The sequence below is a fragment of the Acidimicrobiales bacterium genome (assembly GCA_030747595.1).
In the GTDB taxonomy this organism is placed as follows: domain Bacteria; phylum Actinomycetota; class Acidimicrobiia; order Acidimicrobiales; family MedAcidi-G1; genus UBA9410.
Window position 1 is genome coordinate 1 of the sequence record JASLKK010000066.1, and the last position, 582, is coordinate 582.

At 38.1% G+C, this 582-nt stretch carries 2 rRNA genes; both read left to right on the top strand.

The window, feature by feature from the left end:
• Positions 1 to 299, top strand: a 23S ribosomal RNA gene (locus tag QF777_12120); the annotation flags it as partial.
• 51 nt (positions 300 to 350) lie between these two features.
• Positions 351 to 466: ribosomal RNA gene (gene rrf / locus QF777_12125) — 5S ribosomal RNA — on the top strand.
• Positions 467 to 582: the final 116 nt, after the last annotated feature.

Consider the following 582-nt stretch of genomic DNA (forward strand, 5'->3'; position numbering starts at 1 on the left):
ACAGTTCGGTCCATATCCGGTGTAGGCGTTAGAATATTGAGAGGATTCTTCTTTAGTACGAGAGGATCGAGAAGAACGTACCGCTAGTGTACCAGTTATCATGCCAATGGTAAATGCTGGGTAGCTATGTACGGAGTGGATAACCGCTGAAAGCATCTAAGTGGGAAGCCCACCTCAAGATGAGTATTCTTATCTAGAAGATATAAGGTTACGGCAAGACTAGCCGTTTAATAGGTACCATGTGAAAGTACAGTAATGTATTGAGCAGAGGTATACTAACAAACCGAATACTTGAATTCAAATATCATAAGGCACTAGTTAGTGCCTTATTATTAAAACTATGTAGAAATCTTGGTATTTTAGCATAATGGAACCACTTTGATCCATCTCGAACTCAATTGTGAAACGTTATAGCGCTGAAAATACTTGGAAGGGAGCTTTCTGGGAAGATAAGTCAATGCCAAGTATCTCTACAATTTTTTTTATTTTTAAAGTCAATGATTTTTACACTAATATATTAATAATCGTTTCCCCATGTCCAACATTTCCGTAATCTAGGGGGGTCAGTGTCGCACTAGCAAT